General features: G+C 71.6%; 26 protein-coding genes. 6 read left to right on the top strand and 20 right to left on the bottom strand.

Annotated elements, in window-relative coordinates:
* The first annotated feature begins 66 nt into the window (after window positions 1-66).
* Window positions 67-552, top strand: a complete 486-nt coding sequence (locus MM440_RS14215) for a hypothetical protein (protein ID WP_241445060.1) — start codon at window positions 67-69, stop codon at window positions 550-552.
* Between the two features lie 29 nt (window positions 553-581).
* On the opposite strand, the gene MM440_RS14210 is transcribed toward MM440_RS14215, so the two are convergent.
* The 5 genes from MM440_RS14210 to MM440_RS14190 all read right to left on the bottom strand — a co-directional run bounded on the left by MM440_RS14210 (window position 582) and on the right by MM440_RS14190 (window position 5,828).
* Window positions 582-938 (bottom strand): universal stress protein, encoded by a 357-nt coding sequence (locus tag MM440_RS14210; RefSeq protein ID WP_241445058.1) that lies wholly within the window; start codon window positions 936-938, stop codon window positions 582-584.
* Window positions 939-979: 41 nt separating this feature from the next.
* A complete protein-coding gene (locus MM440_RS14205) occupies window positions 980-2,413 on the bottom strand; it encodes a sugar porter family MFS transporter (RefSeq protein ID WP_241445056.1) in 1,434 nt (477 codons plus the stop codon).
* Between the two features lie 105 nt (window positions 2,414-2,518).
* Window positions 2,519-3,346, bottom strand: coding sequence for an isoprenyl transferase (locus MM440_RS14200; protein WP_241445080.1), 828 nt, complete (start codon window positions 3,344-3,346; stop codon window positions 2,519-2,521).
* A 50-nt stretch (window positions 3,347-3,396) separates the two neighbouring features.
* Window positions 3,397-4,125 carry a DNA repair protein RecO gene (recO, locus tag MM440_RS14195; RefSeq protein ID WP_241445054.1) on the bottom strand — a complete coding sequence of 243 codons (729 nt, stop codon included), beginning with the start codon at window positions 4,123-4,125 and terminating at the stop codon, window positions 3,397-3,399.
* A gap of 2 nt (window positions 4,126-4,127) precedes the next feature.
* Complete coding sequence (locus tag MM440_RS14190) at window positions 4,128-5,828, bottom strand: NAD(P)/FAD-dependent oxidoreductase (RefSeq protein WP_241445052.1); 1,701 nt, start codon at window positions 5,826-5,828, stop codon at window positions 4,128-4,130.
* 104 nt (window positions 5,829-5,932) lie between these two features.
* Here MM440_RS14190 and MM440_RS14185 point away from each other — a divergent pair, with 104 nt between their 5' ends.
* Entirely contained in the window at window positions 5,933-6,559 is a 627-nt protein-coding gene (locus tag MM440_RS14185) for an alpha-ketoglutarate-dependent dioxygenase AlkB (RefSeq protein ID WP_241445050.1), read from the top strand.
* 40 nt (window positions 6,560-6,599) lie between these two features.
* On the opposite strand, the gene MM440_RS14180 is transcribed toward MM440_RS14185, so the two are convergent.
* Together MM440_RS14180 and leuA are read right to left on the bottom strand one after the other, a co-directional pair.
* A complete protein-coding gene (locus tag MM440_RS14180) occupies window positions 6,600-7,553 on the bottom strand; it encodes an aldo/keto reductase (protein ID WP_241445048.1) in 954 nt (317 codons plus the stop codon).
* Between the two features lie 242 nt (window positions 7,554-7,795).
* Window positions 7,796-9,532 (bottom strand): 2-isopropylmalate synthase, encoded by a 1,737-nt coding sequence (gene leuA / locus MM440_RS14175; RefSeq protein WP_241445046.1) that lies wholly within the window; start codon window positions 9,530-9,532, stop codon window positions 7,796-7,798.
* A gap of 241 nt (window positions 9,533-9,773) precedes the next feature.
* Between leuA and MM440_RS14170 the strand changes: the two genes are divergently transcribed.
* The gene (locus MM440_RS14170) at window positions 9,774-10,982 is read left to right on the top strand and encodes a M4 family metallopeptidase (protein ID WP_241445044.1); all 1,209 of its coding nucleotides are present in this window, start codon (window positions 9,774-9,776) and stop codon (window positions 10,980-10,982) included.
* 16 nt (window positions 10,983-10,998) lie between these two features.
* Here MM440_RS14170 and era read toward each other — a convergent pair whose 3' ends face one another.
* From era to MM440_RS14145, 5 genes are read right to left on the bottom strand one after another with little or no spacing between them, the layout of a single operon-like run.
* Window positions 10,999-11,961, bottom strand: a complete 963-nt coding sequence (era, locus tag MM440_RS14165; protein WP_241445042.1) for a GTPase Era — start codon at window positions 11,959-11,961, stop codon at window positions 10,999-11,001.
* Window positions 11,958-13,454, bottom strand: a complete 1,497-nt coding sequence (locus tag MM440_RS14160) for a hemolysin family protein (protein ID WP_338155663.1) — start codon at window positions 13,452-13,454, stop codon at window positions 11,958-11,960. Before MM440_RS14160 ends, era begins: the two co-directional genes overlap by 4 nt.
* Entirely contained in the window at window positions 13,451-13,903 is a 453-nt protein-coding gene (gene ybeY, locus MM440_RS14155; protein WP_241445040.1) for an rRNA maturation RNase YbeY, read from the bottom strand. Before ybeY ends, MM440_RS14160 begins: the two co-directional genes overlap by 4 nt.
* A 7-nt stretch (window positions 13,904-13,910) precedes the next feature.
* Window positions 13,911-14,948 carry a PhoH family protein gene (locus tag MM440_RS14150; protein ID WP_241445038.1) on the bottom strand — a complete coding sequence of 346 codons (1,038 nt, stop codon included), beginning with the start codon at window positions 14,946-14,948 and terminating at the stop codon, window positions 13,911-13,913.
* Window positions 14,949-14,978: 30 nt separating this feature from the next.
* Entirely contained in the window at window positions 14,979-15,335 is a 357-nt protein-coding gene (locus MM440_RS14145; RefSeq protein WP_241445036.1) for a histidine triad nucleotide-binding protein, read from the bottom strand.
* Between the two features lie 159 nt (window positions 15,336-15,494).
* Here MM440_RS14145 and MM440_RS14140 point away from each other — a divergent pair, with 159 nt between their 5' ends.
* Window positions 15,495-16,544 carry a Gmad2 immunoglobulin-like domain-containing protein gene (locus MM440_RS14140; RefSeq protein WP_241445034.1) on the top strand — a complete coding sequence of 350 codons (1,050 nt, stop codon included), beginning with the start codon at window positions 15,495-15,497 and terminating at the stop codon, window positions 16,542-16,544.
* Here the strand turns inward: MM440_RS14140 and MM440_RS14135 are convergent.
* From MM440_RS14135 to hrcA, 4 genes are all read right to left on the bottom strand, one after another.
* Window positions 16,531-17,796, bottom strand: a complete 1,266-nt coding sequence (locus tag MM440_RS14135; protein WP_241445032.1) for an AI-2E family transporter — start codon at window positions 17,794-17,796, stop codon at window positions 16,531-16,533. The genes MM440_RS14140 and MM440_RS14135 overlap by 14 nt on opposite strands.
* A gap of 75 nt (window positions 17,797-17,871) precedes the next feature.
* Window positions 17,872-18,612 carry a 16S rRNA (uracil(1498)-N(3))-methyltransferase gene (locus MM440_RS14130; protein ID WP_241445030.1) on the bottom strand — a complete coding sequence of 247 codons (741 nt, stop codon included), beginning with the start codon at window positions 18,610-18,612 and terminating at the stop codon, window positions 17,872-17,874.
* Between the two features lie 29 nt (window positions 18,613-18,641).
* Window positions 18,642-19,766 (bottom strand): molecular chaperone DnaJ, encoded by a 1,125-nt coding sequence (gene dnaJ, locus MM440_RS14125; RefSeq protein WP_241445028.1) that lies wholly within the window; start codon window positions 19,764-19,766, stop codon window positions 18,642-18,644.
* A gap of 122 nt (window positions 19,767-19,888) precedes the next feature.
* Window positions 19,889-20,980, bottom strand: a complete 1,092-nt coding sequence (gene hrcA, locus MM440_RS14120; RefSeq protein WP_241445026.1) for a heat-inducible transcriptional repressor HrcA — start codon at window positions 20,978-20,980, stop codon at window positions 19,889-19,891.
* Window positions 20,981-21,144: 164 nt separating this feature from the next.
* Here hrcA and MM440_RS14115 point away from each other — a divergent pair, with 164 nt between their 5' ends.
* On the top strand, window positions 21,145-22,026 hold the full coding sequence (locus tag MM440_RS14115; protein ID WP_241445024.1) for a DUF3097 domain-containing protein: 882 nt from the start codon (window positions 21,145-21,147) through the stop codon (window positions 22,024-22,026).
* A 46-nt stretch (window positions 22,027-22,072) separates the two neighbouring features.
* Here the strand turns inward: MM440_RS14115 and MM440_RS14110 are convergent, their stop codons facing one another.
* From MM440_RS14110 to MM440_RS14095, 4 genes are all read right to left on the bottom strand, one after another.
* Entirely contained in the window at window positions 22,073-22,531 is a 459-nt protein-coding gene (locus tag MM440_RS14110; RefSeq protein WP_241445023.1) for a DUF4870 domain-containing protein, read from the bottom strand.
* A 159-nt stretch (window positions 22,532-22,690) separates the two neighbouring features.
* On the bottom strand, window positions 22,691-23,917 hold the full coding sequence (gene hemW / locus MM440_RS14105; RefSeq protein ID WP_241445022.1) for a radical SAM family heme chaperone HemW: 1,227 nt from the start codon (window positions 23,915-23,917) through the stop codon (window positions 22,691-22,693).
* 35 nt (window positions 23,918-23,952) lie between these two features.
* Window positions 23,953-24,174: a hypothetical protein gene (locus MM440_RS14100; protein ID WP_241445021.1), complete on the bottom strand. Its 222-nt coding sequence runs from the start codon at window positions 24,172-24,174 to the stop codon at window positions 23,953-23,955.
* Window positions 24,175-24,209: 35 nt separating this feature from the next.
* Window positions 24,210-25,151: a LysR family transcriptional regulator gene (locus MM440_RS14095; protein ID WP_241445020.1), complete on the bottom strand. Its 942-nt coding sequence runs from the start codon at window positions 25,149-25,151 to the stop codon at window positions 24,210-24,212.
* A gap of 88 nt (window positions 25,152-25,239) precedes the next feature.
* On the opposite strand from MM440_RS14095, the gene MM440_RS14090 reads away from it, so the two are divergent.
* Complete coding sequence (locus tag MM440_RS14090; RefSeq protein ID WP_241445019.1) at window positions 25,240-26,220, top strand: YeiH family protein; 981 nt, start codon at window positions 25,240-25,242, stop codon at window positions 26,218-26,220.
* Window positions 26,221-26,244: the final 24 nt, after the last annotated feature.

The raw sequence follows: 26,244 nt of genomic DNA, 5'->3' as shown, positions 1-26,244 counted from the left end.
CGGACCTCCTCGCCCACGCCGACGCGACCCGCCCGAAGCCCGGCCCCGACCCCGGCCCAGCCGACGATGCAGGTCTTCCTCACCGGCTACTCGTGGCACGACAACACCCCGGCGGGGTCGGCGATCTCGCACCCGGTGGTGCACCGCAGGGCCGGTGGGAGCGGGACCTACGCCGACCCGATCACCGTCGCCGTGGGGCACACCCGCGTCGGGCGAGGCGACGTGCTGGACTTCGCGGCGGGCACGCGGTTCTACGTGCCGTCGCTGCGGCGCTACCTGGTCGTCGAGGACACCTGTGGAGACGGGCCCCGCCCACAGGATCGACCGTGCCACGACCTGTCGACCGCACCGTCCGGAGCCCGTGCCTGGCTGGATGTCTGGCTGGACGGACGGTCGGTGCCTGCCGCGACGGCGACCGCGTGCGCCCGGCGACTGACCGGGCTGCGCCCGGTGATCATGCGTCCGCGGGCGGACTACCCGGTGGGGCCGGGCCGCGGGATCCTGCAGGGCGGGACGTGCGTGAGCGGCTACCCGGACCAGGTGCCCGGCTAGCCGCTCACGACGGTTCGACGCGTGGGTGGTCAGTGCGGCAGCTTGACCGCGAGGATCGGCACGTCGGCCTCGAGCAGCAGGGTCTGCGAGACGCTGCCGATGAGGGCCTTGCCGACCTTGGACCGGCGCTTCACCCCGATGACCAGACGCTCGGTCTCCGGGTGCTCGGCGAGGGCGTGCAGCACGACCTCGGCGTGCGACTCGTGGTGCGTGCGCTCGAGGATGGTGATGCGGGTCTCGCCGCTCATCAGGTGCTCGGGCGAGATGGGCCGCAGGCCCAGGTTGACCGCGAGCACGTCGGTGCCGAGCAGGCGGGCCTCGGCGATGGCGCTGGTGAGCGCCAGCGCACCCTCGGCGCTGTCGGGAACGGCGACCATGACGGACATGACGTGAAAGTCCTTCCGGGAGAGGAGTGTTGAAGGGGTGACTAGCTGAAGTTGCCGGACGCGAAAGACTCCTCGAGCTGCTCCAGCGAGCGACCACTGGTGTTGGGCAAGAACTTCCACAAGAACGCGATGGCGATCAGGCCCACGACGAAGAAGAGCCCGAAGATGCCGGCCAGGCCGGCGAACGCCACGATCGACGGGAAGGCGAAGGTCAGCGCGGCGTTGACCAGCCACATGACCATGATCGACAGGCCCATGCCGAAGCCACGCAGCCGCAGCGGGAAGAGCTCGGACAGGCACACCCACACCGGCACGTTCAGCGCCAGCTGCATGAAGAAGACGAAGGTCACGCAGAGCACGAGGATCACCCAGGCGCGCGACGTGCTGGCGGGCATCAGCAGGGCGGTGATGACGATCAGCCCGTGCACGGTCGTGGTGGCGATGAAGCCGCGGATGATCAGGTCACGGCGCCGCATGCGGTCGATCATGACGAAGAGACACAGCGCCGAACCTGCCACGGCGAGAACGCCGTTGGCGATGTTGGCGATGATGGCGGCGCTGGCCGAGAAACCGGCGTCCTTCAGCAGCTCGGTGCCGTAGTACATGATCGAGTTGATGCCGGTCAGCTGCTGGGCGGCGGCGAGGGCACAGCCGATCATGACGATCCGCGCGATCCACGGCACGGCGAGGTCGGACCAGCCACCGACGTTGGACTCGGCCTCCTCCTGGGCCAGCTGCTCGACCTCGGCCATCTCGGCCTTGGCACGATTCTCGCTGCGCACCTCGCGCAGCACGTCGAGGGCGTCGTCGTGCCGGCCCTGCGAGATGAGCCAGCGCGGGGACTCCGGCATGCGGAGCATGCCGACGAAGAGCGCGGCCGCCGGGACGGCGGCGACGGCGAGCATGTAGCGCCAGACACCCTCGTGGTGGCCCCAGAGGTTCGCGATGATCGCGTTGATGATGAAGGCGAGCATCTGGCCGACGACGATGGCCAGCTCGTTGCGGCCCGAGAGCGTGCCCCGGCGCTCGGTGGGCGCGAGCTCCGCGAGATAGACCGGGACCGTCACCGAGGCGGCACCCACGGCGAAGCCGAGGATGACGCGGGCGGGCAGCATGACCATGAGGTTCGGGGCGAACACGCCGCCCAGGGTGCCGACGAAGAACAGCACCGCGACGATGGTCAGCGTCTTCTTGCGGCCGATCGCGTCGTTCATCCGGCCGCCGACGACGGCGCCGAGGGCGGCACCGAGCAGCAGGGTCGCGGTGACCAGGCCCTCGGTGACGGTGTTCAGACCGAGGTCTGCCTTCATCGGCTCCAGCGCACCGTTGATGACGCCGGTGTCGTAGCCGAACAGCAGGCCACCGAAGGTCGCGACGATCGCGATCAGGTCGAGCCGGCGCTGGTGGGGTCCGGCCTCGAGCGGTGGCAGGGTGACCCCGGTGTTCAAGCCGGGTGCAGGCGCTCCGTGGGACATGGGTTCCAAGCCTCCTTGCTCAGGTCCGCGATCGCTGAGATCGAGGTGTCACTGACGAGGCTAGGCGCGATCCACCATATGGGTTAATAGATCGTTTTAATTTCTTTACATTTGGTCAGTGGGGTCGGCGGGGTCAGTGGTGTCCCCTGCGTCCGCAGACTCCGAGGGGTCCACCGCGTCCACCGCGCCGCCGTAGCGCCGCTCGCGACTGGCGTAGATCTCGCACGCCCGCCACAGGTCGCGGCGGTCGAAGTCCGGCCAGAGCGTGTCGAGGAAGACCATCTCGGCGTAGGCGCTCTGCCACAGCAGGAAGTTCGAGGTGCGCTGCTCGCCCGACGAGCGGACGAACAGGTCTACGTCCGGCATGTCGGCCCACTGCAGGTGCCGGCCGAGCATGCGCTCGTCGATGGAGCTCGCCTTGATCTTGCCCTCCACCGCCAGCCGCGCGAGATCCCTTGCGGCGTCGGCGATCTCGGCGCGACCGCCGTAGTTGAGGCAGAAGTAGAGCGTGAGCACGTCGTTGTCCTGCGACATCTCCTGGGCGTCCTCGAGCTCCTTGATCACGGACGTCCACAGGCGCGGTCTACGGCCGACCCAGCGGATCCGCACGCCCCACGAGCCCATCTCGTGGCGACGCCGGCGGATCACCTGCCGGTTGAAGCCCATCAGCCAGCGCACCTCGTCGGGCGACCGGCGCCAGTTCTCGGTCGAGAACGCGTAGGCGGAGATGCTCTTGACGCCCAGCTCGATGGCGCCGGCGATCACGTCGAGCAGGGCGGCCTCGCCCATCTCGTGCCCCTTGGTGCGCGGCAGCCCCCGGGCGTTGGCCCAGCGGCCGTTGCCGTCCATGACGATGGCGACGTGCTCAGGCACCAGCTCGGCCGGAATGGCCGGCGGCCGGGCACCGGACGAGTGAGGGGGCGGAGGCACCACGCCGGACCAGGTGGGCTCCAGGCGCCGACGGCGACCGGGCAGGGGCGGGGTCACAGGCGTTCTACCATCCTCAACGATCGGACCCCGCGCTCGAGGTGCCACTGGACGAAGGCCGCGACCAGCCCGGCCCCTTCGCGCCGGTTGCCCGCCGCGCTCGCGTCAGCGTAGTCCCAGTCGCCCGACAGCAGGGCGGACAGCAGCCGCAGGGTGTCGGGAGCGGGAGCGGACGCACCGGTCGGACGACAGTCCCGGCAGACCGCTCCCCCGGCCTGCAGGTGGAAGCCGCGGTGCGGCCCCGGGGCGCCGCAGCGCGCGCACGAGTCGAAGGTCGGCGCCCAGCCCGCGGTGGCGACCGCGCGCAGCAGGTAGGCGTCCAGGGTGAGCGCGGGGTCGTGCTCGCCGATGGCGAGGGAGCGCAGCGCCCCGGCGAGCAGCATGAACTGCTGGGGCGCGGGCTCGCGCTCCTGGGTCAGCTGATCGGCGGTCTCGAGCATCGCGCACGCCGCGGTGTAGCGGTCGTAGTGCGCGGCGATCGGCTCGCCGTAGGCACCCTTGGTCTCCACCTGGGTGATCGTGTCCAGGGTGCGGCCCTCGTAGAGCATGACGTCGACGAGCATGAACGGCTCGAGCCGCGCCCCGAAGCGCGACTTCGTGCGTCGGACCCCCTTCGCGACCGCGCGCACCTTGCCGGTGCGGCGCGCGAAGAGGGTGACGATGCGGTCGGCCTCGCCCAGCTTGTGGGTGCGGAGCACGATTGCCTCGTCGCGGTAGAGCGCCAAGGTCAGGCGCTCGCGAGGTCGTCGAGATGGGCGTGGACGAGGGGCACGACACCGGCGCCCTCGCCGCTGGCGCTGGCGACCCGCTTCATGGAGCCGCTGCGCACGTCACCGGCGGCGTAGATCCCCGGGATGCTCGTCGCGCTCGCCTCCGGCGGTCGTTCGCCGTGCCACCGGTCCTGCGGCACGTCGCGGCCCGTGAGGACGAATCCCCGCTCGTCCGTAGCGATCTCGCCCGGCAGCCAGGTCGTGCACGGCTTTGCGCCGAGCAGCAGCAGGAGCAGCCCGGCGGCGACGTGCTCCTCCGCGCCGGTGGTCGTGTCGCGAAGGGTGAGCCCCTCGAGCCGATCGATCCCGCGGGCATCGACGACCTCGGTGCAACCGCGCACCGCGATGCGCGGGTTGTCCTGGATCTCGCGGACGAGGTAGTCCGACATGGTCGCGCTCAGGTCGGGCCGGCGCACGAGGATCGTCACCCGACGGGCGAAGCGGGCCAGGTGCAGCGCCGCCTGCCCGGCGGAGTTGCCCCCGCCGACGATGTAGGCGTCGGCACCGGTGGCGTCACGCGCCACGCTCATGGCCGCCCCGTAGTGCACGCCGCGGCCCACGAGCTCCTCGACGGGCTCGACGCCGAGACGCCGATAGCTCGAGCCGGTCGCGATCAGCACCGTCCGGGCCCCGACCCGCGTGCCGTCCTCGAACTCGACCACGTGCGGCGCGCCCGGCTCGGGGGCCACGCTCAGCCCGCTGACCGGGAAGCCGACGAGGAAGCGTGCGCCGAAGCGCAGCGCCTGCACCCGGGCCCGCTGCGACAGGCGCATCCCGGAGATGCCGCGCGGGAACCCGAGGTAGTTGCGGATCATCGAGCTGGTGCCCGCCTGACCACCGATGGCCTCGGACTCGACCACGACGGTCGACAGCCCCTCGGACGCGCCGTAGACCGCGGCCGCGAGGCCCGCCGGTCCGGCGCCGACGACGAGGAGGTCGGCCAGGAGGTCCTGGGGCAGCTCGCTCGGCCGGCCGTAGAGCAGGCTCCCGATCTCGGCCAGCGTCGGCCGCACGAGATAGTCGCCGGACGGCAGCCGCACCAGCGGGAACGCCACCTCGCCCGGGCACCCGTCGACGATCTGCCGGCCCACCTCCGAGCTCGTGTGGTGGCGCCGGTAGGGCATCCCCATGCGCTGGCAGAAGTCGACCAGCGCGGACAGCTCGGCCGAGTGGCCGTCGCTGACGATCTGCATGCCCTCGACGACCACCGCGCTGGACGTCCACGCCCAGTCCGAGAGGATCTCGGTGATGGCGGCGTGGAACTCCTCGTCGCGCTCGGCCTGCGGGGTGCCGAGGTAGGTGTCGATGCGTCCGGCCGTGTTGGCCTCGCGGATCTGCTCGGTCCCGGCCGTCGACCAGTCCCAGCCGCGCGGGAGGGCCACAATGCGGCGCGTGGTCGGCGACAACGCGTGGACGGCCGTCGAGACGTCGATGCCGGACGTGCCGCCGACGTCGGGGCCGACGACGAGCAGGGCGATCGTGCGCTCCTCGCTCAGCGCACGGGTGACGACGCTCAGCGCCTCGGCGAAGGTCACCGCGGAGCGCAGGTCGTAGTCGCGGCCGTAGCGCGACGCCAGCTCCTCGACCAGATCGTCGCGCTGCTCGACCGGTGCCACGACCAGGATGATCGGCTGGCCGACGAAGGTGACCTCGTGCATGCCCCCACGATATCGCCGATCAGGCACGTCCCCACCCGTTGGCGCGCGACGAACGAGGGTGAGCCGCACTCGCTCCTATGTTCGAGAATTGCTACGCTAGTGCCATGATGTCCTTGCAGGGATCGCTGCTCGACCTGGCCGAGGCGCCCCGCTTCGGCCGGCTCGGTGACACGGTGCAGCGCACCAGCCTGACCCTCGGTGCCTGGGTCGACCACCGGCCGGGTTGGCTCGCCGGGTCGGACGCCCTGTTCGACGAGCTGGTCGAGGGTGTCCCCTGGCACGCCGAGCGACGCCAGATGTACGACCGCGAGGTCGACGTGCCCCGGCTCACCAAGTTCTACGGGAGCAGCGAGCAGCTGCCCCACCCCATGCTGGACGAGGCCCGCGACCGGCTCAACGCGCACTACCAGGGCGAGCTCGGCGAGCCGCTCACGAGCGCGGGGCTGTGCCTGTATCGCAGCGGGGCGGACTCGGTGGCGTGGCACGGCGACACCATCGGGCGTGGCTCCACCGAGGACACCATGGTCGCGATCGTGTCGATCGGTGATGCGCGCACGCTGGCGCTGCGGCCGCGCGGAGGGTCGACGGCGCACCGCTTCGCCCTCGGCCACGGCGACCTCGTCGTGATGGGCGGCTCGTGCCAGCGCACCTGGGAGCACGCCATCCCCAAGACGGCCCAGCACGTCGGGCCGCGCATCTCGATCCAGTTCCGGCCCAAGGGAGTTCGCTGAGCTCGGGGTTGGGTCGGCCGTGGGTCAGCCCTGACGTCGCTCAGGCGTCGAACGCTCCGGCGAGCCGGGTCACCGTGTCCCGCGAGAGGTCCACGGCACCGGCGGCGGCGTTGGCGCGCACCTGCTCGGCGCTGGTCGCACCGGAGATGACCGAGGTGACGCCGTCCTGCGCGAGCAGCCAGCCCACCGCCCCCTCGAGCGGCGTGATGCCGGCCTCGGCGCAGACCGCGAGGTAGCGCTCCAGCCCGTCCCAGCCCGCCTCGCCCAGCAGGTCGGTCAGCTGGTCGCGACGGCTGGCGAGGCGTGCGCCCTCGGGGATCTGGTCCTTGCGGTACTTGCCGGTCAGCAGCCCGGACGCGAGCGGGAAGAACGGCAGCACGCCGAGGCCCAGCTCGCGGGCGACGGCCAGGTCCTGCTCCTCGATCTGGCGGCGCAGCAGGGAGTACTCGTTCTGGGCGCTGACGAACCGGGTCAGCCCCCGCTCGCGTGCGACGGCGTCGGCCTCGCGCATCTGGGCGGCGTCGAAGTTGGAGTGGCCCAGGTGACGCACCAGCCCCTCCTGCACCAGCTCGTCCAGCGCCTCGAGCGTCTGCTCGATCGGCGTGCCCGGGTCGGGCGTGTGCAGCTGATAGACGTCGATGTAGTCCGTGCCAAGGCGCGTCAGGGAGGCCTCGATGGCGCGCCGGATGTAGCCGCGCGAGCCCTTGGCACCCCAGTCGTCGGCTCCCGGTGCGGTCGCGGACTGGTGACCCCACTTGGTCGCGATGACGACCTGGCCACGCCGGTCCGCGAGCGCCTGACCGAGCAGCTCCTCGGAGCGGCCGACGTTGTAGATGTCGGCGGTGTCGAACAGGGTCACGCCCGCCTCGATCGCCGCGTCCACCACGGCGCTCGCGTCGTGCTCGGTCGCGGTGCCCGGCCGGCCGAAGTTGTTGCAGCCCAGCCCCACCACGGAGACGTCCGGACCGCCTGTTCCCAGCGTTCGAGTCTGCATGCCGTCAGGCTACGGCGCCCGCTCGGCGGCCGCGAACGCGGAGGCCATCCGGCGCTGCTCGGCGGTCGAGAGACCGGCGTGACGTGTCATGTTTGACGGATACTCAAGTTTTCTACTCAGAATTGACGCTTTATATCTCTGAGTGCATCAGAGAACGGGCCCGTGGCCCACCGGGGTGCGGTGGCCACGGGCCCGTGGGCCGGTCTACGAGATCGTCGTGGACCGGGGCGTGGGACGGCCGATCAGGCCGAGACGGAGGCGTCGCGGTCCGCGCGGTTGACCGCCGACAGGACGGCCTCGATGGAGGCACGGACGATGTTGCCGTTGAGGCCGACCCCCCAGAGGATCCGCTCGCCGACGGCGCACTCGACGTAGGACGCGGCGCGCGCGTCACCGCCGGCCGACAGGGCGTGCTCGGCGTAGTCGAGGACCCGGACGTCGATGTCGAGCGCGTGCAGCGCGTCCACGAACGCGGCGATCGGGCCGTTGCCGACGCCGGTCAGCGACACCGGCTCACCGCGGTCGGCCAGCTCGAACTGCCAGGCCTCCTGGCCGTCGACCGACTCGGTCGTCGCGAACTTGGTCAGCTGCAGCCGGGCCCAGTGGTCGTCGCTCGGGAGGTACTCGTCGGTGAAGACCTGCCACAGCCGGCTCGGCGACACCTCGCCGCCCTCGCTGTCGGTCAGCCGCTGGATGACCCCGCTGAACTCCACCTGCAGGCGGCGCGGCAGGTCCAGCTGGTGCTCGGACTTGATGATGTAGGCGACACCGCCCTTGCCGGACTGGCTGTTGACACGCACGACCGCCTCGTAGCTGCGGCCCACGTCGTGCGGGTCCACGGGCAGGTAGGGCACGCCCCAGGTGATCTCGTCGACCGTGGTGCCCGCCTCCTTGGCGTCGCGGTCCATCCACTCGAAGCCCTTCTTGATGGCGTCCTGGTGGGACCCCGAGAAGGCGGTGAACACCAGGTCGCCGCCGTAGGGGTGGCGCTCGTGGACCGGCAGCTGGTTGCAGTGCTCAACGGTCGCGCGGATCTCGGCGATGTTGGAGAAGTCGATCTGCGGGTCGACACCCTGGGTGTAGAGGTTCATGCCCAGCGTCACCAGGCAGACGTTGCCGGTGCGCTCGCCGTTGCCGAACAGGCAGCCCTCGATCCGGTCGGCGCCGGCCAGGTAGCCCAGCTCGGCGGCGGCGACACCGGTGCCGCGGTCGTTGTGCGGGTGCAGCGACAGCACGATCGAGTCGCGCCGGTCCAGGTTCCGGTGCATCCACTCGATCGAGTCGGCGTAGACGTTGGGGGTGATCATCTCGACCGTCGCCGGCAGGTTGATGATCATCTTGTGGTCGGGGGTCGGGTCGATGACCTCGATCACCTCGTTGCAGACCCGCACCGCGAACTCGACCTCGGTGCCGGTGTAGGACTCCGGCGAGTACTCGTAGTAGACGGTGGTCTCGGGGACCGTCTCCTCGAGCTTCTTGCACAGCCGGGCGGCCTGCACGGCGATGTCGGTGATGCCGTCGTGGTCCAGGCCGAAGACGACCCGCCGCTGCAGGATCGACGTCGAGTTGTAGAAGTGGACGATCGCGCTCCTGGCGCCGCGGATGGCGTCGTAGGTGCGCTCGATCAGGTGGTCCCGCGCCTGGGTGAGGACCTGGATGGTGACGTCGTCGGGGATGTGGCCACCCTCGATGAGCTGACGGACGAAGTCGAAGTCGGTCTGGCTCGCCGACGGGAAGCCGACCTCGATCTCCTTGTAGCCCATGGCCACCAGGAGGTTGAACATGCGCATCTTGCGCTCGGGAGACATCGGGTCGATCAGCGCCTGGTTGCCGTCACGCAGGTCGACCGCGCACCAGCGCGGGGCCTTGGTGATGACCTTGCTCGGCCAGGTGCGGTCCGGCAGGTCGATCGTGATCTGGTCCTGGAAGGCGACGTACTTGCTCGCGGGCATACCGCTGGGCTGCTGGGGGGCGATCATGGGGAGACTCTCTCGCAACTCGTGGGGGGCACGACCGGGCGTGACGGACTCCGCGACGAGGAAGGCCGTGGGTCAGGCCTCGTCGCGGCGGCCAAGGAGGAGTCGCCAGGAGCTCACGAGCACCACCCTAGGCCGTTCGTCGCGCTCGCGCTCCGCCCGCCGCGACGCGATCCCACGATGTGGGACAGCCCGGATCGGTCTGGGGTGGGGGTCTGTCAGTGGTGCGGAGCACACTGAGGGCATGAGGACACAGCAGACGAGGACTCAGCCGACGATGACCGTGCCGACCACCATGCCGACCAGGGTGCCGATCCCCATGCTGCGGGGCTGCGGCATCCTGCCGCCCTACCTGCTCCAACGGCTCGCGCAGAACGACGATCCCAGGATCGCCGCCGCCGCGGCCGCCTCCCTGCGGGTCGACACCGACCTGCGCGGCACGCGGGACGTGCGCGCGGCCCGGGCCGACCGGCCGGGTGGGCCGGTCACCCAGGGCGGCCTGATCCCGCCTCACCTGCAGGCGCGCACCCAGCCGGTGCCGCCCACGGCCACCGCCCCGCGCGCCGCCGCCGGTCGCGCCAAGGCCCAGCGATCGGTCTACGACGCTGCGGGTGGGACGTCGCTGCCGGGCACCCTCAAGCGCAAGGAGGGTGGTCGCAAGGTCACCGACGTCTCGATCAACGAGGCCTACACCGGGCTCGGTGACACCTGGTCGCTCTACTACCGGTGCTTCGGGCGCGACTCCCTCGACGGCCACGGACTGCCGCTCGTCGCCTCCGTGCACTACGGGCAGCGCTACGACAACGCGTTCTGGGACGGCGCGCAGATGGTCTTCGGTGACGGCGACGGCGTGATCTTCAACCGCTTCACCGCGAGCGTCGACGTCATCGGGCACGAGCTGTCGCACGGCTTCACGCAGTACACCGCGGGGCTGATCTACCTCGCGCAGTCCGGGGCCCTCAACGAGTCGATCTCGGACGTGTTCGGCTCGCTGGTCAAGCAGCGCACGCTGAAGCAGACCGCCGACGAGGCCGACTGGCTGATCGGCGAGGGCCTGTTCACCGCCAAGGTCGAGGGGGTCGCGCTGCGCTCGATGAAGGCGCCGGGCACCGCCTACGACGACGACCAGCTCGGCAAGGACCCGCAGCCGGCCGACATGGATCACTACGACGATCTGCCGCACGACGCCGACCACGACAACGGTGGCGTGCACATCAACTCCGGCATCCCCAACCGGGCGTTCTACCTCGCGGCCACGGGCATCGGGGGCAACGCCTGGGAGAAGCCCGGCCAGATCTGGTACGACACCGTCACGGAGGGCTCGCTGCCCAAGGACTGCGACTTCGCCACCTTCGCGACCGCCACGGTGGCCGCCGCCGAGAAGCGCTACGGCAGCGGCGCGGAGTCCGAGGCGGTCCAGCAGGCGTGGACGACCGTCAAGGTGCTCGGCTAGTCAGCGCTGCTCCGGCTCAGAAGCCGAGCCGGCGCAGCTGCTTGGGGTCGCGCTGCCAGTCCTTCGCGACCTTCACGTGCAGGTCGAGGTAGACCTTCTGGCCGAGGAGCTCCTCGATGCCCTGTCGGGCGGTGGTCCCGACCTCACGCAGTCGCGAGCCGCCGCGGCCGATGATGATGGCCTTCTGCGAGTCCCGCTCGACGAACACGTTGACGCGCACGTCGAGCAGCGGCTTGTCGTCCGGCCGGTCCTCGCGCGGCACCATCTCCTCGACGACGACGGCGAGCGAGTGCGGCAGCTCGTCGCGGACGCCCTCCAGGGCGGCCTCACGGACCAGCTCGGCGATCATCACGACGTCGGACTCGTCGGTGAGGACGTCGTCGGGATACAGCTGCGGCGAGGGCGGCAGGAAGCCGGTCAGCACGGACGCGACCTCGTCGACCTGGTCGCCGTGGGTGGCCGAGCAGGGCACGATGGCGGCCCACTGGCCGAGCTGGTCGACGGCGATGAGCTGCTCGGCCAGGCGCCGCTTGTCCACCCGGTCGGACTTGGTGACGATCGCGACAACCGGGGTGCGGCGCACCTGCTGCAGCTCCTTCAGCTCCGCGGCGATGAACTGGTCGCCCGGCCCGACGCGCTGGTCGGCGGGCAGGCAGAACCCGACCACGTCGACGTCCAGCAGGGTCTCGCGGACCAGGTCGTTGAGGCGCTGGCCGAGCAGGGTGCGCGGCTTGTGCAGGCCGGGGGTGTCCACGAGGATCAGCTGACCCTTCGGGCGGTTCGCGATCCCGCGGATGGTGTGCCGGGTCGTCTGCGGCTTGCTCGACGTGATGGCCACCTTGGAGCCCACCAGCGCGTTGGTCAGCGTGGACTTGCCGGCGTTCGGGCGCCCGACCAGGCAGGCGAAGCCGGCGCGGAAGGTGTCGTCGCCCTCGTCTCCTGCTGACGACGTCGGACTCGTCGCACTGGTCGGACTCATCGATCCTCCTGGTCGTCCTGCCCGGTCCGCACGGCCACGCGCTCGGCGTCGGTGCGGTCGTCAGTGTCGTGGTCGAGCTCGCGGTCGTCGGTGTCGTGGTCGAGCTCGCGGCTGGCGGTGGCGCCCCCCGCACTCGCGCTGTCGTCTTCACGCCTTCGCTCGCGGTGCTCCTCACGCGCACGGTCGCGGCGACGCAAGGCGTCCTGCAGCAGCTGCTCGTCCTCGTCGACCGGCTCGGCCTCGGCCACCCGCTCGACGATGATGGTCGCGATCCGGTGCCGCCGCCCGGCGGGCCGCTCGGCCGTGAGGCGGTGGCCGAGAACCTCGGCGGTCGACCCGACGATCGGGACCCGCCCGAGAGCCTTGGCGAGCAGACCGCCCACGGTGTCGACGTCCTCCTCGTCCAGGTCGAGGTCGAACTCGTCGGCGAAGTCGTCGACGTGCAGGGTGGCCGGGATCCGGTAGCGGTCCTCCCCCAGCTCCTCGACGCCCTGGGACTCCTTGTCGTACTCGTCGTCGATCTCGCCGACGATCTCCTCGACGATGTCCTCCATCGTGATCAGGCCCGCGGTGCCGCCGTACTCGTCCACGACGATCGCGAGGTGGGTCTGGTCCTGCTGCATCTCGCGCAGCAGGTCGTCGATCGGCTTGCTGTCCGGCACGAAGTGGATCGGGCGCATGCAGCGCTGGACCGGCAGCGCCTGGTCCTCGGGGTCGTCCAGCAGCCAGCGCGCGACGTCCTTGAGGTAGAGCAGCCCCACGACGTCGTCGTTGTCCTCGCCGATGACCGGGATCCGGGAGAAGCCGGAGCGCAGGAACAGCGACATCCCCTTGCGCAGCGGCTTGTCCTGGTCGAGCGTGATCATGTCGGTGCGCGGCACCATCACCTCGCGCGCCAGCGTGTCACCGAGCTCGAAGACCGAGTGGATCATCTCGCGCTCGTCGTCCTCGATGACGTCGCTCTCCTCGGCCATGTCCACGAGATCCCGCAGCTCGGCCTCGGTCTCGAACGGCCCGTCGACATACCCCTTGCCGGGGGTGAACGCGTTGCCGAGGGCCACGAGCAGCCGGGCGACCGGTCCGAGGATGCGGCGCAGCCACACCATGCCGGGCGCCACCAGCAGGCTCACGGCCTCGGAGTGCTGCACGCCGAGGGTGCGCGGAGACACCCCGACCAGGGTGAACGAGACGACCAGCATGATCGCCGCGCTGATGGCGAGGGGTCGCCACAACCCGTCGACGTGCTCGGTCACCGCGATCGTGACCAGCACGGCCGCGAGCGACTCGGCGGCGACCCGCAGGAAGGTGGTCGTCGACACGTAGCCCGCCGGGTCGCTGGCGACCTTGACCAGCGCCGCGGAGCCGCGCCGCCCCGTCTCGGCGAGCTCGCCGGCGTGGTGGCGGGACATCCGCGACACGGCGGACTCGCCGAGCGCGAGCAGGTAGGCGACGACGATGGCGAGCACGGCGCCGACGATGAGTCGTGTGGTCATCGACCGGCGAGGAAGGTCAGCAGCAGCTGACGCTGCAGGTCGAACATCGCACGCTCTTCCTCGGGTTCGGCGTGGTCGTAGCCGAGCAGGTGCAAGATGCCGTGCGTGGTGAGCAGCAGCAGCTCCTCCTCGAGGGTGTGCCCCGCCGCGCTCGCCTGGGCGGCGGCGACGCTCGGGCACAGCACGATGTCGCCGAGGACGCCGTGCTGCAACCGCTCACCCTCCCGGCCCGGCCGCAGCTCGTCCATCGGGAAGCTCATCACGTCGGTCGGTCCCGGCAGGTCCATCCACTTGACGTGGAGGGTCTCCATCGCGGCCTCGTCGACCAGGGTGATCGCGAGGTCGGCCCCGGAGTGCACGCGCATCTGGGCGTAGACGAACTCGGACAGGGCCACCAGCTCGACCGGGTCGATGCGGGTGCTCGTCTCGTTGTGGACGTCGATGCTCATGACTGGGTCACGACTTCCGCTCGTCGAAGTGGGCGTAGGCCTCGACGATGTCGCCCACCAGGCGGTGGCGCACGACGTCGTGGGCGGTCAGCTCGGCGAAGTGGATGTCGTCGACGTCCGCGAGGATGTCGCGCACGACCCGCAGCCCGGAGCGGGTGCCGCCCGGGAGGTCTACCTGGGTGATGTCGCCGGTCACGACGATCTTGGACCCGAAGCCGAGCCGGGTGAGGAACATCTTCATCTGCTCCGGCGAGGTGTTCTGGGCCTCGTCGAGGATGATGAACGCGTCGTTGAGGGTGCGGCCACGCATGTAGGCGAGCGGCGCGACCTCGATCGTGCCGGCGGCCATCAGGCGCGGGATCGAGTCGGCGTCGAGCATGTCGTGCAGGGCGTCGTAGAGCGGCCGCAGATAGGGGTCGATCTTGTCGGTCAGCGTGCCGGGCAGGAAGCCGAGCTTCTCGCCGGCCTCGACGGCGGGCCGGGTCAGGATGATCCGGGTGACCTCCTTGGCCTGCAGCGCCTGCACCGCCTTGGCCATCGCGAGGTAGGTCTTGCCGGTGCCCGCCGGACCGATGCCGAAGACGATCGTGTGCTGGTCGATCGCGTCGACGTAGCGCTTCTGGTTCAGCGTCTTCGGCCGGATGGTGCGCCCCCGGCTGGAGACGATGTTGGTCGTGAGCACGTCGGCCGGTCGCTCGGCGGTCCGGTTGCGCAGCATGGCGATCGAGCGCTCGACGGAGTCCCGGTTGAGCGGCTGCCCGGCCACCACGACGGTCAGCAGCTCGCCGACCAGCTCCTCGACCAGGGCGGCCTCGGACGTCGGGCCGCTCAGGTGCAGCTCGTTGCCGCGCACGTGCAGGTCGAGGCGGGGGAAGGCGCGCTCCATGGTGCGCAACAGCTCGTCGTGCGCACCGAGCAGCGTCACCATCGACACCTCGGGCGGGACGACGATGGTGTGCGTGGTGGACGGGGTGCGCAGCGCGACGGCGTCCGGGTAGGACAGCGCGGAACGGGGGTCTGGGGAGTCGGTAGGGCGATCGGTCATCGTGCTCCCCATGGTACGCGGAGCAGAGCGTCAGCCGGGCGGCCACCCGAAGGCCCGGCCCCCGAGGACGTGCAGGTGGAAGTGGTCGACGCTCTGCTGGGCGTCCTTGCCGGTGTTGGCGACCAGGCGGTAGCCCGAGTCGGCGACGCCCTCGCCGGCCGCCACCTCACCGGCGAGGGCGACCACGCCGGCGAGCAGCGCCGGGTCGGCCGCGCCGGTGGCGACGGCGTTGGGGTGGTGCACCTTGGGGACCACGAGGACATGGGTGGGCGCCTGCGGCTCGAGGTCGCGAAAGGCCAGAGCGGTCTCGGACTCGGCGACCACGTCGGCAGGGATCTCGCGCGCCACGATGCGGCAGAACAGGCAGGTGGGGTCGGTGCTGGCCATGGCGCGACTGTAGCCCGAATGGTGGCGTCGCGAGCGGCGGGCGACGGTCCGGCGACCGGTTGGGCATGCTGCGCTCGGGGCGACGCGACGGATCGCGCCGCGCACGTTCCCAGCACGGTCGGTAGCAGGCGATACTGTGAGCGTTCTTAGGATCGCCCGATGGAGGTCACGATGCCTGCCGCCCAGCCCACCCCGACGTGCACCGCGACGTCCCGCCCCCACCTCGCGCTGGCGCTGGCGCTCGGCGCCGCCCTGGGGCTGAGCGGGTGCGGCGGCTCCCCCGCCACGGCCCCCACGGCGACGGCGCCCGCCACCGCGTCGACCACCACCACTCCGAGCGCGAGCACGTCCGCCTCGACCGCGGCTGCGACATCGAGCGCGGGGGCGCAGAGCCCCGCGCCGACGGGTGGCGGCACGCCCTCGCCCTCCGTGGTCGCCACGGGCGCCAAGACCGCCCAGACCCCGGCGAGCAGCGGGCGGGCGACCGTGCCGGTCTACCTTGTCGCGGCCGACCGACCCGGGACGCCGCCCCGGCTGCGACTGTTCCGGCAGTACCTCCCGGCCACCATCGCGTCCGGCTCGACCGGCGCGGCAGCGACCGCGGAGGCCGCCGTCGCCACGGCGATGACCGGCCGCCCCGGCTGGACCAACGTCTGGGGTGAGCGGCACGTCACCGACGTGAGGGTGACGCCGACTCGGATCAGCATCACCCTCGATGACGGCCCGGTGCGCCAGGTGTCGGCCGAGGAGTCCCGGCTCGGCGTGGCGTCGCTGGTGTGGACCGCGACGGCCGCGGCCAAGAGCAACGTGCCGGTGACGATCACCGGCGGCTCCGGTGGCCGGGTGCTCGGCACGCTCAAGTCCGGCGGCACCTGGCGCCGGGCGTCGGGGGTCGCCGCGACGACCGAGCTCGCCACCTTCTGGATCGACCAGCCCGGGGCCGGGGCCACGGTGGGCGCCGGCCCGCTGACGGCGACCGGTCAGGCCTGCGTCTTCGAGGGGGCGTTCGCGTGGACCCTCACCAAGGCCGGAGCCACCGTCCGCTCGGGCCACGCCCAGGCGACGTCCGGCTGCCCCGAGCGGGGCACCTGGTCGGTGCCGCTGGGCCGGCTCGCCGCGGGCACCTACCAGCTCCGGGTCTACGCCGGCTCGATGGAGGGCTCCGCCGGCCTGCAGGGCGAGGCGCGCACGACCTTCACCGTGCGCTGAGCCGCTCCTCGTCGTCCGGCTGCTCGTCCTGACGGTCCCCGACCCGCGGCTGGTCCTCGTCGGTGGCGTCCTCAGCGGCGACCGCCCGGTCCCGCGCATTCTCCTGGTCCCAGGTCTCCCCGAGCGCCGGGAACGGGTCGTCGCTCACGAGGTAGCGGATCACCGTGTTGGCCACGGCGAGCACCGGCACGGCGAACAGCGCACCCACGATGCCGAGCAGGAACGAGCCGACCGCCACCGCGATGATCACGGCGAGCGGGTGCAGCGACACGGCCTTGCCCATGAGGAACGGCTGCAGCACGTGCGACTCGAGCTGCTGCACGAGCAGCACGATGCCGAGCATGACCAGCGCCATGATCGGACCCTTGACGACCAGGGCGATCAGCACCGCGACCGCGCCGGACACGATGGCACCGAGGATCGGGATGAACGAGGACAAGAAGACGAGGACGAACAGCGGCACCACGAAGGGCAGCCCGAGGATCAGCGCACCGAGCGCGATGCCGATGGCGTCCACCCCGGCCACCAGCACCTGGGTGCGGGCGTAGGCGCCGAGCGAGATCCAGCCGCGGCGCAACGCCTCGAACGTCGGCGCCTGCGCCGGACGCGGCAACCAGCGCACGAAGTAGCGGGTGATCGGTCCGCCCTGGGCCAGGAAGAAGTAGGTCGCGATGAGGGCGATGATCATGCCGACGAGGAAGTGGCCGGTGGTGGTGCCGACCTGCATCGCGCCCGACGTGATGGAGCTGGAGTTGGTGCGCAGGCTGGACATGGCCTGGTCGAGGTAGCCCTGCAGCTGCGAGGAGGTCAGCCCGAACGGGTTCGTCGCCAGCCAGTCCTGGACCTTCTGCACACCCTGCATGGCGCTGTCGCGCATGCCCGTGGCACCGGAGGCGAGCTGCGACCCGGCGAAGCCGAACAGCCCCACCACCACGACGATCATGCCCAGAACGCCGATGAGGGCAGCCACGCCCAGCTTCAGGGGGGTGCGACGGACCAGCCACCGCACGCCCGGCTGGAGCAGCACGGTGAGCAGCAGGGCCACCGCGAGCGGGACCACCACCTGGCTCAGTGTCCGCAGCGCGACCACCAGGAGCGCGGCCGCGACGACCCCGCCGATGATCCGCCAGGACCACGCGCCCACGAGCACGAGTGGGTAGGGCAGGTGCTCGGGCATCACCGCGGTCGCGTCACGCTCGCGCAGGCGACGGCGCCCGTCCGGCAGGTTGTCAGGTCGAGAAGAGCTGGCCACGACCCCACCCTAAGCGGCCACCCTAAGCGGGTGCACCGACAGACCCGTGCAGAAAGGCCTGCCCGAGGAGCCCGGCTACCAGCGCAACCGGCCGGCGAGCACGGCCAGCGCGGCGGGGCCGGCCGAGCTGGAGCGCAGCACGTGCGGCCCGAGCCGCACCGGCACGGCGCCGGCGGCGACCAGGGCGTCGATCTCCTCGGGGGCGATCCCGCCCTCGGGGCCGACGACGACCAGGATGTCGCCGTCGGACGGCAGGTCCAGCTCGTTGACGGACTCGCTCGCCTCCTCGTGCAGCACCACGGCGAGCGCGGCCTCCTCCACCCGCGCGACGAGACCGCGCAGGTCCACGAGATCCTCGACCTCCGGTGCGCGGAAGCGGCGGGACTGCTTCGTCGCCGCGGTGACGACCGAGGTCCACTTGCGCCGGCCCTTGACAAGCTTGTCGCCGCGCCACTGCACGATGGCCCGGCGGCTGGCCCACGGCACCACGGCGTCGACGCCGAGCTCGGTGGCCGCCTCGACGGCCTGCTCGTCGCGGCCCTCCTTCGCGAGGGCCTGGACGAGGACGAGGCGCGGCTCCGGGACCGGCTCGTGGTGCACCTCGAGCAGGCGCACGGCGACCCGGCCCGGCTCGACGGACTCGACCGTGCCCACGCCGTGGACGCCGGTGCCGTCCGAGACCAGCAGCTGCTCCCCCGGCGCCATCCGCTTCGCCGCCTGGGCGTGCCGCCCCTCGGCCCCGTCCAGCACGACGACCGAGCCGTCGCGGGCGTCGTCGAGCGTGCCCGGTGCGACCAGGAACAGGGGCGCAGTCATGCGCGGGTGCTCACGGGGTTGCTCACGGGCTACTGACCCATGAAGGCGTCGCGGAGCTTGCCGAACAGGCCCTTGTTGGCGGGCTGCAGGTCGGCCTGCACGGACGCCTCGCCGCGCAGGTCGGCCAGCTCGCGCAGCAGCTCCTCCTGGCGGTGGTCGAGCCGCGTCGGGGTCTGCACGTCGAGGTGCACGAGCAGGTCACCGCGGCCGTTGCCGCGCAGGTGGGTGACGCCCTGGTCGCGCAAGGTCACCTTGTCGGCGGGCTGCGCGCCCTGGCGCACCTCGACCCGGGTCGGCCCGTCGAAGGTGTCCAGCGTGATGCTGGTGCCGAGGGCGGCCGCGGTCATCGGGACGTTGATCGTGCAGTGCAGGTCGTCGCCTTGACGCTGGAAGACCGGGTCGGGGGCGACGCCGATCTCGACGTAGAGGTCCGCGGTCTCGCCCCCGCCAGGCCCCACCTCGCCCTCGCCGCGCAGCTGGATGCGGGTGCCGGTGTCGACGCCCGCGGGCACCTTGATGGTGAGCGTGCGGCGGGTGCGGACGCGGCCGTCGCCGGAGCACTCGAAGCAGGGGTTGGGCAGCACGGTGCCGTAGCCGTGGCAGACGCCGCAGGGGCGCGCCGTCATGATCTGGCCGAGGAAGGAGCGCTGGATCTGCTGGATCTCGCCGCGGCCGTTGCACGCGTCGCAGGTCTTCGGCGAGGTGCCCGGCTGGGTGCCGTCGCCGTGGCAGGTCGAGCACTCGACCGCCGTGTCGATGTGCAGCTCCTTCTCGCCGCCGAACACGGCGGTGCGCAGGTCGACCTCGGCGCGCACGAGCGCGTCCTGGCCACGACGGCGACGCGGGCGCGGACCACGGCCGGCCTGCGCGGCCCCGGCGCCGAAGAACTGGTCCATGATGTCGCTGAACGTGAAGCCCTGACCGAAGCCCGCCGCGTTGCCGCCGTAGGGGTCGGCGCCCATGTCGTAGGAGCGACGCTTGTCGGGGTCGCCGAGCACGTCGTAGGCCTGGGAGACCTTCTTGAACTGGTCCTCCGCCTCCGGCCCGGCGTTGACGTCGGGGTGCAGCTGACGCGCCAGCTTGCGGTAGGCACGCTTGATCTCCTCGGGCGAGGCGTCCTTGGCGACGCCGAGCTGGGCGTAGTAGTCGTTCACTGGCTTCCTCGGTGTCCGTGGGGGAAAGGTGTTGATCGTGGTCGTGCAGGTGGTCGTGCAGATTCTGCGGGCTCTACGGGCTCTCGGGGGTGGGGTCGGGCTCGCGCTGGTGCCGGCGCACGTCAGCCCAGCGTGCGGGAGACGTAGGTGGCCACGGCGCGGACCGCTGCCATGGTGGTCGGATAGTCCATCCGGGTCGGGCCGAGCACGCCCAGGCCCGCGACGAGGTCCGACCCGGCACCGTAGCCCGTGCTGACCATGGAGGTCGAGAACAGGCCGCTGTGCTCGTGCTCCTGACCGATCCGCACCAGCACGCCGTCGCTCGACGGCTCGGGGCCCTCCAGCGCGCGCGTGCGCGGGTCGGTGGAGAGTGCCCGAGCCCGCAGGTCGGTGGAGAGCGCGTTGATCAGGTTGAGCAGCACGACGTGCTCCTCGAGCGCCTCCAAGACCGGGCCGATGGTCATCGGGAAGTCCCCGCGGAACCGGGCGAGGTTGGAGGTGCCGGCGACGACCACCCGCTCCTCGCGCTCCTCGACGACCACCTCGGCCAGGCAGGTCGTGACGAGGTCTACGACCGGGCGGTCGGCGGCCTCGAACTCGCCGGAGAGCAGCGGCAGCGCGGCCGCCACGTCGGCGAACGGGCGGCCCGCGCCGAGCGCGTTCAGCCGTCCGCGCAGGTCGACGAGCAGTCGCTCGCCCTCTGGCGAGGTGAGTTCGCGGCCCACGTCGACGACCCGCTGCTCGACCCGGCCGGTGTTGACGATGAGCACGATCATCACGCGGGAGCCGCCGAGGGCGACCAGCCCGACGTGGCGCACGGCCGAACGGGTGAGCGAGGGGTACTGCATCACGGCGACCTGCTGGGTGAGGCCGGCGAGCAGGCGGACGGTGCGCTCCACGACGTCGTCGAGGTCCACGGCGCCGGCGAGGAACTCGCGGATCGCCCGCCGCTCGGGCGGCGACAGCGGCTTGATCTCGCTCAGCTGGTCGACGAACACGCGGTAGCCCGCGTCGGTCGGCACCCGCCCGGCGCTCGTGTGCGGCGCGGCGATGAGGCCCTCGTCCTCCAGCGCCGCCATGTCGTTGCGCACCGTGGCAGCGGACACGCCGAGCTGGTGGCGGTCGAGCAGCGCCTTGGAGCCCACCGGCTCGGAGGTGGCGACGTAGTCCTGGACGATGGCCTGCAGGACCTGCAGGCGACGGCGGTCGCTCATGGGTGCTGCTCCTCTCGTCGTGGTCTCACGTGCGCGCTCTGGACCTCCTGGCACTCTCCGGGGCCGAGTGCCAATCCTACCGCGCGTGGGACCGCCTCGGACTCGGCCCCGAGCGCGGAGCGTCGGCACGGCGCACGGCGAGCCCTGGTCTACCCTCGCCGTTCATGACCGATCGATACGGCTCCGACGTGCTCTCCGGCGACTGGAAGGTCCCCCGGCGGGGGCGCTCGGTAGAGCTCGCGGCCACCTTCGGCCTGGTCGTCGAGGAGGTCGAGTCGGGCTGGGTCGGCGCCGTGGTGCGGGTCGAGAAGGCCGGTGGTGTCCACGTCGTGCACCTGGAGGACCGGCGCGGCCGCACGAGGGGCTTCGAACTCGGGCCGGGGTTCTGGGTCGACGGTCGACCGGTCACGTTGGTGCCGGACCGCTCTGCAGCCAACGCGTCGGTCGCTGCGGCGCGCGCCGCGGCCTCGCGCACGGCGTCGGGGTCGGTCGCCGTCGCGGGTGCTCCGGCGCGGGTGGCGACCGGGTCGCGGCTGTTCGTCGAGGGCCGGCACGACGCCGAGCTGGTCGAGAAGGTCTGGGGTGACGACCTGCGGGTCGAGGGGGTCGTCGTCGAGCTGCTCGACGGGGTGGACGACCTGGCCGCGGTCATCCGTGACTTCGCTCCCACCGCCGACCGTCGGATGGGGGTTCTCGTCGACCACCTGGTCCCGGGGACCAAGGAGGCGCGGATCGTGGACGCCGCCTCGCGGGTGGCCCCGCAGCACGTGCGCATCCTCGGCCACCCCTACGTCGACGTGTGGCAGTCGGTGAAGCCGGCCCGGCTCGGCTGGGAGCGGTGGCCGGTCATCCCTCGCGGCACCTCGTGGAAGCACGGCATCTGCGCGGAGCTCGGCTGGCCGCACGCCTCCCAGGCCGACATCGCGCATGCCTGGAAGCGCATTCTCGGGACGGTGCGCACCTACGCCGACCTGGAGCCGACCCTGCTGGCCTCGGTCGAGGAGCTGATCGACTTCGTCACGGTCGGCGACCAGCCGCTCGGCTGAGGCGAGGTGGTGGCGGTGGTGCGGGTTCGGCGCCGGTGCCGTCAGGTCAGCCCTTGATGAAGGGGTAGGTCAGCGGGTAGCGCCAGGGCTGTCCGTTGATGGTGCGGACCGCGCCGAGGAAGTGGCAGACGATCACGAAGATGCCGACCAGCGGGGCCAGCCAGATCGTCAGGAAGCCGATCCCGACGAACATCAGCACGACGCTGCCGAGCACGATGCCGATGGCGGTCAGCCACATCGAGATCTCGAAGTTGATCGCGTCGACCGCGTGCGCCCGCACGACCCGGCTGCGGCCGCCGGCGAGGAAGAACACCAGGACCGGTCCGATGAAGGTCATGAACCCGAGCAGCGCGCTCACCGCGCCGCTCCAGTGCGCCGCGGCGGCCCAGTTGAGCTCGGCGTTGGGCGAGAGCTGGTTCTGCTGCTGTTGCGGCGACTGCTTGTAGGGCTGCTGCTGGTAGGGCTGTTGCGGCGCCTGCTGGTAGGGCTGCTGCTGGTCGCTCATGGCGTCTCCTTGACGTGCTCCTGGGCGGGTCCACCGGATGCGTCCGGGGTGGGGTGGCGGGCTGTCACCGTGCCGTCGGTCTGACTCCAGTCTGCAGGCGCCGGTTCCGCTGTGGCCATGAGGGACGCCCCTGGGCGGACCCTCACCGACCCCGACCGCTCAGAGCCCGAGGAGCCGGGCCACCACGGTGTCGGCGAGCAGACGGCCGCGCAGGGTGAGGACCAGGTGCTCCTCCAGCAGCGCCCTGTCGCCCTCGACGAGCCCGTCGGCGATCAGCTGGGCGACGGCGCGGCCCCCGGCGTCGTCGAGCTCGTCGATCGGCAGGCCGTCGACGAGCCGGATGCCCAGCATCACCCGCTCGTCGTAGCGCTGCTCGGCCGTCAGCACCTCGCGCGCGGCTGCCGGCGACAGACCACCGTTGATGCGTGATGCGTACGCGCTCGGGTGCTTGACGTTCCACCAGCGCACACCACCGACGTGGCTGTGCGCACCGGGGCCGACGCCCCACCAGTCGCCCTCGCGCCAGTAGCCCTCGTTGTGGCGGCAGCGCTTGGTGTCGCTGGTCGCCCAGTTCGAGATCTCGTACCAGTCGTAGCCGGCGGCGTGCAGGGTCGCGTCGGCCAGCTCGTACTTGGCGGCCTCGTCGTCGTCCTCGGGCGACGGGACCTCTCCGCGGCGGACCTGAGCGGCGAGCTTGGTGCCCTCCTCAACGGTCAGCGCGTAGGCCGAGAGGTGTTGTGGCTCAAGGGAGATCGCGGTCTCGAGGCTGACCTTCCAGTCCTCCAGGCTCTCCCCCGGCGTGCCGTAGATCAGGTCGAGACTGTAGTCGAGGTCTACCGCTCGCGCGGCGCGTGTCACGTCGGGGAGCCGGGCCGGGTCGTGGGTGCGTTCCAGCGTGCGGAGCACGTGCGGAACCGCCGACTGCATGCCGAAGCTGACTCTCGTGAAACCGGATTCGGACAGCACCTCCAGGTCCTTGGCCGAGACGGAGTCGGGGTTGGCCTCGGTGGTGATCTCGAGATCCCCTGCGAGACCGAAGCGTTCGCCGATCCCCTGCACGATGCGTCCCAGGTCCTTGGGGTCGAGCATCGTCGGCGTGCCACCGCCGAAGAAGATGGTGTCGACGGCGGGCGCGTCCTCCCCGAGGACCTCGACCGCGAGGTCGAGCTCGCGCAGGGCGGTGTCGGAGTACTCCCGCAGGCTCGCTCCCGGCACGCCGAGCTCGGTCAGCGTGTAGGTGTTGAAGTCGCAGTAGCCGCACCGCACCCGGCAGAACGGCACGTGCACGTAGACACCGAACGTGTCGAGACCGAGGTGTCGCAGCGCCGACTCGGGCAACGACCCGTCCGTGGGTGCAGGGGCTCCGTCAGGAAGGGCGCTCGGCATGGCGCCGATTGTGTCACCCCGGCGGGGCTGGGTCGTCAGCCCTGGCCGACCTCGTCGACCGGATCGACCGCCACGCCCTCGTCGAAGGACCCGGCGACGCCCTGCTCCGGGATGTCGCTGGACTCGTGCAGCTCGCCAGAGACGCTGTCCGCCGCGTCCCAGGTGCCGGCGTCGGCGTCCGGGTCGGTGGCGTTGTTCTTGACGTCGTCATTCTGGACGTCCTTCGTGGCGTCAGGGCTCTGGTCGTTCTGGGACATGTCTTGCCTCCTTGCTCACGTGGTCATCAGCCACGCTACAACTCCCTGCCACGCGGCGACACCGCAGCGGGCGACCCGACCGACGCGGTGCCGGCTCGGGCCACCCGGACCAGCTCGCCGGCCGCACCGTCGAGGCGGCGCGGGCCGGACCAGACGGCACGCAGCGGGCGCCCGAGGGTCATGCCGGTGGTCGGCACGGCCACGAGCCGCCCGGCGGCGAGCGCCTCGGCGACGGCGAGGTGCCCGAGCACGGCGGGAGCTGCGCCGGCCTCGGCACCGGCTCGCACGGCGGCGTTGCTCGACAGCGCCAACGCTGCATCGGTGGAGCGGTGCGGGCGCAGCGCGACCTCGAGGGCCTCGCGCGTGCCGCTCCCCCGCTCCCTCGTGATCAGCGGCACCATCGACAGCTCGCGCGCGGTCAGCGGGTCGGTCCGCCGGGCCCACGGGTGCTCCCGTCCGACGACCACCACCAGCTCGTCGGAGCCGACCACCACCTGGTGCAGGTCCCCCGGCACGACGGGCCCCTCCACGAAGCCCAGCGCCACCGCGCCCGCCCGCACCTGGTCTACGACGGCGGTGGAGTTGATGACCGCCATCGCGACCGGCTGGTCGGGCAGCCGACTGCGCAGCTCGACGAGCCATGCGGGAGCCAGGTGCTCGGCCACGGTCTGCGAGGCCGCGATCCGCAGCGGCTGGACGTCGCCGGTGCGCAGGGATGCCAGCGCGGTGGTCAGCCGGGCGGCCTCCGCGAGGACCGGCCGGGCCCAGCCCGCGACGAGCGCGCCTTCGGCGGTGAGGGTAGACCCCCCGCTGCGTCGCACGACCAGCGGCACCCCACAGCGTCGCTCGAGTCGAGCGAGGGTGCGCGACGCGTTGGGCTGGGCCAGGCCCACGCGACGGGCGGCGGCACCGAGCGACCCCTCGTCCTCGACGGCCACCAGCAGCTCGAGCGCCGGCAGGTCAGGTTGATCGTGCATGCCCCATGCATATCAGATCGATATGGCCGGGATGCCGCGTTGAGGTCTGTCGGGTGCCGGGCGCCCGGAGCATGCTGGACGGGTGCTGATGTCCTCGACCCCCGCCCCCCGCCTCTGGACGGGCGGCCTCGTGGTGCTCGCGATCGGGATCGTCGCCACCCTCGGTGGCCTCGCGGTCCCCGTCATCGGCGGGCCGGTCCTCGGCATCCTCCTCGGTCTGGTGGTCCGCCGCCTGGCCGGGTCGCGGCCGGGATGGGCGCCGGTCATCCGCTTCACCAGCCAGACCGTGCTGCAGGCAGCCGTCGTGCTGCTCGGCGCGACGCTGTCCCTCGGTGAGGTGTGGCGCACCGGGCTGAGCTCGCTGCCCGTCCTGCTCGGCACCCTGGTCGTCTGCCTGCTCGCCGGATCGCTGCTCGGTCGGCGGCTCGGCATCGACCCCGACATCCGGACGCTGATCACCTGCGGGACGGCGATCTGCGGGGCGTCCGCCATCGCGACGATCAGCGCGGTCATCGGGGCGAAGCGGGCCGCCGTCGCCTACTCCGTCACCGTCATCTTCGTCTTCAACATCCTTGCGGCACTGACGTTTCCGCTCGTGGGACACCTGCTGGCGCTCTCGCCGCAGTCGTTCGGTCTGTGGGCCGGCACGGCGATCAACGACACCTCCTCGGTCGTGGCCGCCGGCACCACCTACGGCGCGGCCGCCGCCTCGTACGCCGTCATCGTCAAGCTCACCCGCACCGTGATGATCGTCCCCGTCGCCATCGGCCAGGCGGTCCTGCGGCAGCGGGGAGCCATCCGCCCGACGCGCCTGGTGCCGCCGTTCCTCGTGCTCTTCCTGGTCGCCGCCGGCCTCGGCACGATCGGCGTGGTGCCGCACGCCGTCACCGGCGAGCTGAAGTCGGCCGCGCTCCTGTGCACCACCCTCGCCATGGGCGCGATCGGCCTCGCCACCCCGCTGCAGGAGATCCGCCGGGCGGGCATACGCCCGCTCGCCCTCGGCGGGAGTCTCTGGGTGCTGGTCGCGGTGAGCAGCCTTGTCCTGCAGAAGGTCTCCGGCCTGCTGTAGACCGTGTGGCCGCCACTGCTGGCC

Origin of the sequence: Arsenicicoccus piscis (genome assembly GCF_022568835.1) — a bacterium.
In the GTDB taxonomy this organism is placed as follows: Bacteria; Actinomycetota; Actinomycetes; order Actinomycetales; family Dermatophilaceae; genus Arsenicicoccus; species Arsenicicoccus piscis.
This window is presented reverse-complemented; position numbering and strand designations above follow the sequence as displayed.